The organism is Phormidium sp. CCY1219 (genome assembly GCF_055795085.1).
This window is the reverse complement of record NZ_JAYFEQ010000775.1, coordinates 1-9,454: the sequence shown is the minus strand read 5'-3', so window position 1 is coordinate 9,454 and position 9,454 is coordinate 1. Positions and strand designations below refer to the sequence as shown.

General features: G+C 50.1%; 8 protein-coding genes and 1 pseudogene. 2 read left to right on the top strand and 7 right to left on the bottom strand.

What is annotated here, in order from left to right:
- Together AC0QH1_RS23465 and AC0QH1_RS23460 are read right to left on the bottom strand one after the other, a co-directional pair.
- Window positions 1-1,811: AAA-like domain-containing protein (locus tag AC0QH1_RS23465; protein WP_324633798.1), on the bottom strand; the 1,811-nt coding region annotated here is incomplete at its 3' end.
- 231 nt (window positions 1,812-2,042) lie between these two features.
- Window positions 2,043-3,305: an AAA-like domain-containing protein gene (locus AC0QH1_RS23460; RefSeq protein ID WP_324633797.1), complete on the bottom strand. Its 1,263-nt coding sequence runs from the start codon at window positions 3,303-3,305 to the stop codon at window positions 2,043-2,045.
- A 184-nt stretch (window positions 3,306-3,489) separates the two neighbouring features.
- Between AC0QH1_RS23460 and AC0QH1_RS23455 the strand changes: the two genes are divergently transcribed.
- Window positions 3,490-3,726 carry a hypothetical protein gene (locus AC0QH1_RS23455; RefSeq protein ID WP_324633796.1) on the top strand — a complete coding sequence of 79 codons (237 nt, stop codon included), beginning with the start codon at window positions 3,490-3,492 and terminating at the stop codon, window positions 3,724-3,726.
- 181 nt (window positions 3,727-3,907) lie between these two features.
- Here the strand turns inward: AC0QH1_RS23455 and AC0QH1_RS23450 are convergent, their stop codons facing one another.
- From AC0QH1_RS23450 to AC0QH1_RS23440, 3 genes are all read right to left on the bottom strand, one after another.
- Complete coding sequence (locus AC0QH1_RS23450; RefSeq protein ID WP_324633795.1) at window positions 3,908-4,675, bottom strand: YebC/PmpR family DNA-binding transcriptional regulator; 768 nt, start codon at window positions 4,673-4,675, stop codon at window positions 3,908-3,910.
- Between the two features lie 126 nt (window positions 4,676-4,801).
- A complete protein-coding gene (locus AC0QH1_RS23445; protein ID WP_324633794.1) occupies window positions 4,802-5,818 on the bottom strand; it encodes a glucokinase in 1,017 nt (338 codons plus the stop codon).
- A 58-nt stretch (window positions 5,819-5,876) separates the two neighbouring features.
- Window positions 5,877-6,521 (bottom strand): histidine phosphatase family protein, encoded by a 645-nt coding sequence (locus tag AC0QH1_RS23440; protein WP_324633793.1) that lies wholly within the window; start codon window positions 6,519-6,521, stop codon window positions 5,877-5,879.
- Between the two features lie 259 nt (window positions 6,522-6,780).
- On the opposite strand from AC0QH1_RS23440, the gene AC0QH1_RS23435 reads away from it, so the two are divergent.
- Window positions 6,781-7,584 (top strand): C39 family peptidase, encoded by an 804-nt coding sequence (locus AC0QH1_RS23435; RefSeq protein WP_324633792.1) that lies wholly within the window; start codon window positions 6,781-6,783, stop codon window positions 7,582-7,584.
- A 146-nt stretch (window positions 7,585-7,730) separates the two neighbouring features.
- Here AC0QH1_RS23435 and AC0QH1_RS23430 read toward each other — a convergent pair whose 3' ends face one another.
- Both AC0QH1_RS23430 and AC0QH1_RS23425 read right to left on the bottom strand, forming a co-directional pair.
- Window positions 7,731-8,942 carry an HhoA/HhoB/HtrA family serine endopeptidase gene (locus AC0QH1_RS23430; protein WP_324633791.1) on the bottom strand — a complete coding sequence of 404 codons (1,212 nt, stop codon included), beginning with the start codon at window positions 8,940-8,942 and terminating at the stop codon, window positions 7,731-7,733.
- Window positions 8,943-9,208: 266 nt separating this feature from the next.
- Window positions 9,209-9,454: pseudogene (locus AC0QH1_RS23425) on the bottom strand (hypothetical protein); the annotation flags it as partial.

Genomic DNA, 9,454 nt, shown 5'->3' with positions numbered 1-9,454 from the left:
TCCCACACCCGGGCGGTGCGGTCACCTGAGGCGGTGGCCAGGGTTTTGCCGTCTGGGCTAAAACTGACGCTCAATACAGAGCGGGAATGCCCTTCTAAGCGGGCTAATTCGTTGCCCGATAAATCCCACACCCGGGCGGTGCAGTCATCTGAGGCGGTGGCCAGGGTTTTGCCGTCTGGGCTAAAACTGACGCTCGTTACCCAGTCGGAATGCCCTTCTAAGCGGTTGCGCTCTTGGATGCGGGCGAGAATTTGCTGCAAGGCGAGCATGGGGCTGGTGGCGGGATAGTCTTTCAGGGGGCGATTGTCCCGCACCAAGGTTTGCAACTGTTGGCCGATCTGCATGGCTTCGATTAATAAGTCAATTTGTGGCATCCCCGCGTCGAACTGTCGCAACACCCGGACTGCGGTTCGTTCCAGTTTGGTGCCTTGCTTGGCTTCTCTCAGCAGGCGGTCTGATTCTGCGTTCGCTTCCTCTAATTTCGCTTTCGCTTGGGCTAAGAGTTCCTTGGCTTGCCGTTCTGCGTCTAAATTCCACTGCAGACTGGCGGAGATAAAGTCTTCATCCTCCGGGCTGACACTTTTTCCGGCTTTCCAGTCCAATGCCTCGTTCAAGGCTTGACCGCGCAGCAGTCGGGAGGTATCCTGGCGGTGGGACTTTAACCAGGCGGTAATGGCTTCGCCGTAGGGGCGCAGGTTGGCCAGTTCCCGTTGCACCCAGGGGAGATCGAAGACCCGTTGGTAAATTCGGTTATACACCTGCAATTGTCCCTGGCGGTTGACCACCAAACCGCAGAGGCGTAGTTCCATTTGGTCGTCACTGCGATCGGCTCTGATGCCATTGGTATCGGATTGCAAGATGTGCTGATACAGTCCCAACAACCTGCCGGCGCGCTCTTCCCGTCGCAAAAGGCGATCGCGGATAGTTTTTAAATGCTCCGGATCGTCCTGCGCTTCCCAGTTTTCCAGTATTTTCGTCCGCACCAGTTCGGCGATCCAGTCTGTTTCGCTACCCTGGGGAGTATCATCCGCCCTCACCGCCAACTGACAAAGCTTTTGCGTCAGAAAGGGTTGTCCCGCCGTCCAGTGTAAAATTTCCCGCAACACTTGCGCCGGATTTTCCATCTTTTCCGCCAATCCCGGGATTAACGGTTGCGCTTCCGCGAAGGTAAATCCACGCAATTCGATGGGCTGACCGATATTAAATGGGGTTCGGGTTTTGTCGCGAATCAAATCAGACGGGGTTGCGACGCCAAATAAGGCAAAGGTCAGGCGCTGGTAAGCGGGATTTTGCGATCGCTGATTAAACCAATATCGAATGACCGCAAAAAAATCTTCCACTTCAAAGCTTAAGGAATTAGCGCTGTCAATTTCATCCACCAAAACAATAAATTTTTGCCCCTCGTCCGGTTGAGCAAACACCACCTCTTCAAAAAAATAAGATAGCCGTTGAGAAAAGGAAATGTCCTCTAACTCTTTCCACCAAGTTCGTTTATTAATTTTTTGAGAAAATCCCAATCCATTGACTAACTCATAAAAAATTCCCTTATACCACCCAGCAGCAGTCACGTTCTTATTCCCAATTTTAGTCAGATCGATAGAGGCACAGGTCAATCCTTCCTTTTGTAGCCTTTGCATGGTTCTCACGAGCAAACTCGATTTACCCATTTGCCGCGAGTTGAGAACGTAGCAAAAATTTCCGGCTTTCAAGCCTTCATAGAGTTCTGTATCTGCCTGTCGCACCACATAAGTTAGAGCATCTGCAGGCAAACTTCCGCCAACTTTATATGTGTTGGTTGTAGTCGGTTCCATGTTCTACGGCTTCCTTTGCGAGTCTGTGTTATACCGTTTTTCTATAACCGCGATCGGGATGGATCTCTTTAGCCCCCCTTTTCAAGGGGGGGTGGGGGGATCCAACACGATCGTTGTTTTTTTAATTGGTATTATTGAAGGAATAGTGGTTGATTGCAGGTCTCCTTTACTTCACCAGCAAGGGCTAGCTGGAGTTAACCGAAAATACATAATCCGCCAGTGGGAACATTATTAAAGGCGATCGGCAAAATACTGACGATATAACTCGCAAGCCACTCGCCACTCATTTCCTTCTAATTTAACCAACCCCAATCGGTGTAACTGATTGGCCACGTTTGGATCTAATCGCACAGACCGATGGGAAGTTATCTGCTTCATTGCTTCTGCTAAGTCGGGATTTTGTTGTAGGTTGCCTAAATGAATCCGCAAGCGATCGCCGTAAATCCCTGCTTCTGTGGCCGCCGTTTGCAAAAGTCGCTCGAAAGTCATTTCCTGCCGCTTTAGGCGAGAGATTGCCATTTGTAGCAGAGAAGGATTTCCGCCGATCGTATTCATAATTCTTTCAATTTCATCACTATTCCATTCTACTCCTTGCTGCCGTGCGAATTCTTGCACTTGTAAAGCGTTAAACTCTGGCAACTCGATTTTCTCTCCCACATTGAATGGCGACCTATTGATTTCCAAAGTAATATAAACTTCCGTAGAGTAGGATATTATTAACCGTATTTTTCGCCATTTTTCATAGTGTTTGGCAGACTCATGCCAAGCTCTCAACAAGCTAAAAAAGTCTTCCGCAATCTCCCCATGAGGAAAAATGCGATCGACTTCATCTAAAGCCAGGACAATCGGAGCATTAATTTGAGTCAATAAATACTCTTCAAAATACGAGTTACAGTTATAGTTACTCGATAACTCTTCGTCCCAATATTCTGCCAGATCGGAAGATAGCTGAAGTTGGCGACTCACGACAACGCAAAACCAGCGCAGAAAGCGATCGAGGTCTTGCAAAATGCTTCTATCTGCTAGCAATAGATTCAGAAAGACGGTTTTATAGCCGTTGTTTTTGGCATCGGAAATCATTCTCATCATTAGAGAGGTTTTCCCCATCTGCTTTGGGGTTTTGATACGAAGCAGGGAACCGGGCTGTGAAAGCATTTGAAAACATCGCTCTTCAATGGGAGGGCGTTCCATATAGCTGGAAAAATCTGATTCGGTTTCATCCGAAAATGAATCTGCTATATCCTCTACACGAGACGTATTATCCCTGGCATTCTCGAAATCTGCGATTTCGCGCAAATCTAACTCCAATCGGCGACAGATTTCCTCAAAATAGAGATTATCTACAGGTTTGCCATTCAAGAACTTGCTGATAGTAGTACGATGGTAGCCTAACTCTTCCGCCAAATGTTTCTGAGTGGGAAAGCAATTGCGCGGGAGAGCGTTTCTGACGATTTCAATGTAATCCGGGTGAACGCGGAGGGAACGTGTTGACATAACTCCTCAGTCGGTAAACTTGCTCAGATTATAATGCATTTTCTCCCGCTTGGGGGCATCTCCGACAAAACTCAGACATCCCGCTAAAGTCCGACATAAAGCCATAAACCAGCCGCTTGTACGCCGACGCAAACGCATACAGGGACCTGCTTTCATGGAATTGTAGACATTCTGAGGCAACTCCATGAACGACGAACAACGCTCCCAAACTATCAAGATTCAAACCTTAATCCGGGCGATGGAAGACCTGGATACAGCAATTTCCCTCGATCCGCAGATGCCTGTATTATATCCCATGCAGGAGGTGAACGCAGTTCCAGCACCACCGCACTCCCCCGAACTCGTCTACAGCATTCGGCTAGAAGTCTGGATCGTGCTTGTCGTCCATTTCGTGGTGTTATGGGTGATGAAGAAGCGCTAATCCACAGGCGGGGATGTTGTGCTTACCACATCCCCGTGCGAGTGGTACCCAGAGGCGGCATTTCCCGTCTCTCGATTCATGTTATCGGAGCGATCGCGTGCGACGTTCTTTTTCCTAAAATTCCCCCAAACTCTAGATACGCTGGGAGTTGACCACCCCCAGCAGTGTAGGAACGAGCCGATTATACCAGGCTCATTTCCACCAAATTGTCCGCCATATCAAAATTGGCGGTTACATTTTGCACGTCATCCAGATCATCCAAGGCATCCATCATTTTGAGGAGCGATCGCGCTTGTTCCGGGTCGGTCACTTCTACATTATTATTCGCAATCCAGCGCAGTTCCGCCCTCACAATCTCGTACCCCCGTTCTTTTAACGTTTGGTTGAGATGTTCTAAATTCGTCACTTCGGTAAACACTTCATACCCCGGCACATCTTCGTCGATTTCGGTAGCTTCATAAAACTCGGCACCGCCTTCTATGGAAGCTTCCAGCAATTCATCCTCATCTACCTCACTTTTGAGCGTCACCACGCCTTTTTGCTCGAACATCCAGCTCACGCAGCCGGTTTCCCCTAAATTGCCGCCATTTTTGCTAAAGGCAGCTCGCAAATCTGCGGCGGTGCGATTGCGGTTATCGGTGAGAGCTTCGATGAGAACCGCCACGCCCCCGGGACCGTAGCCCTCATAGCGAATTGCCTCGTAGTCGCTACCGGAATCCCAAGTACCAGCACCTTTAGCGATCGCCCGTTGGATATTATCGTTAGGAATCCCTGCTGCTTTTGCCTTATCCACCGCCGTGCGTAACTGAAAATTCGCCTCCGGGTCCGGAAGACCGCTACGTGCGGCTACGATAATCTCACGGGAAATCTTGGTGAAAGTTTTGCCTTTCACCGCATCCACTCTAGCTTTTTGCCGTTTTATATTGGCCCATTTACTGTGTCCTGCCATAGTTACACGCTTCCTTTTTCTTTCGTTACCACTTCATTTAATAGGATAAAACCTAATGTTACCGCGCCGTAGGCAATGCACCCACGGCAGGGTTTTGGCGCGAGTTCCAGTTCTCGCAAAATCGGCCTACAATCGCGCCGCACAAATGGCAGCGCCAATCAATCCCACTTGGGGATTAAGCACCACATACACCGGCACTCGTTGGAGCAACGGGGACATGCGACCTTTGTATTCAAACGCATTGAGAAACCGATTTTCGCGCTCTATCAACGGGAGAATTTTTGCGGCAATTCCCCCCGCCAGATATAGTCCCCCGTAGGGGAGGAGTTTGAGGGCGAAATTTCCCGCTTCCGCACCATATGCTTCTACAAAAAGTTGCATAGTTTGCTCGCACAGGGGGTCGGTTTTGTCGATCGCCGCTTGAGAAATAGCGGCTGGATCCATATCCGCCGCCCCCACGGTACTTCCGGCGGCGGTGGCGCGATCGCTCAAAAACTGGTAAATCGGCTGAATTCCCATCCCCGACACCACTCGTTCCACAGAAATGCGCTGCAACCCGAGGCGGCGCTGCAAGTGCTGCATGAACTCGTATTCCAGGGGAGTGCGGGGGGCGAAATCCGCATGACCCCCTTCGGTGGGATACACAAAATAATCTTCCAAATGGCGAATTAAAAACGCTTCTCCCAACCCAGTTCCCGCACCCAACACGGCGATCGGTGCAGCAGACTGGGGTTCCCCCGCTTGCAAGGTATGCAAGTCACTGGGGGATAATCCCAGCACCCCATACCCCACCGCTGCAAAATCGTTAATCAACGTCACCTGGGGAATTCCCAATTCTTGTTCCAGACGTTCGCTGGTGAGTTCCCAATTCAGGTTGCTGAGGGTAGAGGTATTGCCCACCACCGGACCGGCGATCGCGAAACAAGCGCCCCTCGGTGTGGGGGTTTCCCCCAACTCCTGACTCGCGGCGGCAAAAAACTGCCGCACGATCGGCACCAAGTCGGCATAATCTTGACTCGGATAAATCGCTTCGTAGCGGTTTTCCTGCTGCAGATTCGCGGTTGTATCGTTGCTATTGGGCATTTCCACCAAGCGCAGGAGGGTCTTGGTGCCCCCAATATCCCCAACCAATAACACTGTCATGTTTTTTGCTTTTTACTCTAATTGCTGCTGGTACTCGCTCCTCCCCGATTTTATATCCTCAAACGAAGCGAATTTCGGTTTCGGTTTGGGTCAAGTGGGAGCGATCGTGGTGGATGGCGATCGCCCATTGGTCTTTTTCCCGAACCACCTTGTACAAGCAGCACAACGCCGCACTCATCTCTTCTTGCGCCGCTTCCACCACCAATCCGATGGTGGCTCCAATCACCGAAGCCCCATGCCCCACCAGCAGGATGTCTCCGGAAAACTCATCCGCAAGGCGTCGCGCGGTTTCCCCAGCGCGCTGCACGCATCCCTCATCGGTTTCTGGATACTGGGGCACCACCCGAGAGCTGTAACTCAGGTCAATGCGCGGATACTGTTGCGCTAAGACTTCCGGCGCTTGGGTTTCCGGCATCTCGGGCATCCACTCGGCATTCAGCCATTCACATAACCCCCATTCCAATTTTAAGGGTAAATCGAGAATTTCTGCCACTTCATTTGCAGTTTGTACGGTTCGCAAGAAAGGAGAGGTGAATATATGAGTTATGCCTTCTCCCTTAAGGCGTTCTCCGAGTTCTTGCGCTTGCACGAACCCATCTTCCGATAAGGGAGGGTCGTAAGGGCGTTCTGCTGTATTAAACCACTCTGGTTTTACAAAGTCAAGTCGATTGGCGTGTCTTGCAATCCAAACCGTTTCAGACATGGGATGAGTCCATTTTTTTACGAGCAACTGATACCTGTGGAAACAACGGATGAATTGTCCCCACGCAGGCTATTCCCTCACTATACTGGGCAAGCGGCTTGATTGGCGCATTTTTCTTCATGTGTCCGGGATTACACTCCCCGCCTCCATCTATCGCAGAACGCCACAACCCGGGAGAAAATGGGCAACCGCCTGAGCGATTTTACCCTTGACTCAGGCGCGGCCCGTAGCCATCTATCTCTATTTCATTTTACTCATTATGACAGTAGCACAAACTCATTCGACTCGCTCCACCACCCCCGGAATCTACGGGATGGAACTGAAACTCCTTCGCGATACGGTTCTCAAGCAAAAACCGGTGCAATCTTCTCAACTCTCCGAGTCTGAAAAACAACCCCTTCCCGGGGGGACGATTTTACAATTGCACTCTTTTACTCCAGAGGGCGACCACGTTAAGGTAGCATTCCGCGATCGCGAATATCGCGGTCTCAATACCTGGTATGTTTATTATAAACATGCAGTGGTGATGAAAAATAGCGAAATTACTTTTCCCGATCGCATCAAACTCGCCGTTCCTTATAAGTCGCAATTGGATAATCGCCTACATCCCTATGGCAGTTGCAATACGACCAGCATTGCCATGTGTTTGGCTTATTTCGGCATTCGGGGAAATAACGCTTCTCAACAACTGGAAGATGAGCTGCAAGATTGGTTGGTTGCCCGGGGTTTAGACCGTCACGAAGCCACTCACCTCGCCCAAGCGGTGGAAGCTTATGGTGCCCGCGATCGGTTTAAAACCAATGCCTCGATTAATGAGGTGAAAGAGTGGTTGGTGCAAGGCAACCCGGCGGTGATTCACGGCTATTTTACCAGTTACGGCCATATTGTTTCCGTGGTGGGTTACAATTCTTACGGCTTTCTCGTCAACGACCCCTATGGCGAATATTGGCCGCATGGATACGATACTTCCGCCTCCGGTGCAGGCTTGAGCTATTCTTACCGCATGATTCAAGAAACCTGCATGGGTGATGGAGATTTTTGGGTTCATTTTATCTCCAAATAGGCGAATTTTGCGGTAAAATATACCGCGATTAACTCTCATAATCTCCACTAATTGTAAGGACAGGGCAACGCCCTGTCCTTACAATTATTAAACGGGAAAGGCAATTCTCTCTTTCCCCGCCCGGACAATGGAGAACGATGGTTATTTTACGATAATTGTTCCTCTAGTTGAGCGGTTCGCACGGTTAAGTTTACCACGCGATCGCCGCGCTGAATTTTGAAGTCAAGTGCCGTACCGATGCCGCTTTTATCCACAATTTCTTGCAAGCGATCGGGACGGGTCATGGGTTGCCCTTCCACTTCCAGGATGACATCTCCGCGCCGCATTCCGGCTGCTTCGGCGGGGGTATTGGGCAAGACGCGCACCACTAAAATTCCCTCAATTTCTGGCAGTAAGAAGGGGGAATTGGGGTCTTCGTTATTTTGTTTGGCCAGTTCGGGTGTTAAGCCCACCATTTGAATGCCCACATAGGGATGCGGAACTTTTTTGCCTGCGGCTAAAGTATCTTTTAAGGCTTTGGCTTTATTAATTGGAATCGCGAAACCAATGCCTCTACCATCGGCACGAATGGCGGTGTTGATGCCAATCACTTCGCCGGTGGCATTTAATAGCGGACCGCCGGAATTTCCGGGATTAATAGCGGCGTCAGTTTGCAGGAAATCGATGCGTTTGTCCGGGATACCGGCTTCGGCGGAAGAGCGATCTAAGGTGCTGATAATACCCAAGGTGACGGTGTTATCGAGTCCGAGGGGATTGCCCAGGGCGATCGCCCAATCTCCGACCCGAACTTTGGCGGAATCTCCTAACAGGGCAACGGGCAATTGTTCGCCAGTGGGATTGATTTTGACCACGGCTAAATCCGTGAGTGCATCGCTACCGCGCACTTCTCCGTCAAAGGTCCGTCCGTCTTTTAATGTTACCGTGACGCGATCGGCTTGACTGACCACATGAGCATTGGTTAAAATCAAGCCACTGCGATCGATAATGAAGCCGGATCCTTGACCCCGCTGGCGTTCTTCTTGGGGGATTTGTTGAAAAAATTCCGGTCCAAAAAAGCGCTCGAAAAATGGGTCGTTAAAGAAGGGGTCAAGGCGACGAGTAATGGTGCGTTCGGTATCGAGGCGCACCACTGCAGATCCGACGCGATCCACAGCGGCGGAAACAAAACTGTTGGGCGAAATTGGCGCTTGGGCGATCGCCTCTGTGGTGGTAACGGGTGGAGGGGGTTGGATGGCTGTAGCGACAGAAGGGGAAGAAAAAACGCGCAGGGTGCCCCAGGCGATCGCTGCACCCAAAATCAGGGTTAACAAATAGGTGCTGATTTTGAATCCAGAAGAGAAAATTTTGGAAAACCGCATCGTTTTTTACCTTGTTTTTTGCGCGATCGGTTGACAAGAATTAAGGGATTCGGTTCCTCTGGCTTTCCTCCGGTTTCCTCTGGATAGAGAAAACACTCGCAGAGCATCCGGCAAGTCGCCAGAGACCCCGATAATTTCAGCTTAAAACGAGACGAGGCGATTAGGATGCACGGACATGGGGAGATTATCCTCCTCAATTAGGTTCGGCAAACCGTACTGGCAAAAATGTGGCGATCGCTCCTAAATGGCAACAATCGCCTATCCGATTATGAATTAAACCGCTGTAACAGTTCCTCTCGTTCCAATTGCCACAATAATGGAGCAAATTCCTCTGGAGGTAACTCCAGAACTAACTCAATAATAGTTGAGAGTTCTTCATCGATAGAACCGAATCGACTTCGGAGAATGCCTTCGATAACCCGCCGTTCTCCTTGCCGTTCTCCTTGCTGAAAGGCTTTTTCTTGTTCTTGTTGGTAAAGGGGTGCTAATCTCATAATTAACGCTCTGTCTCC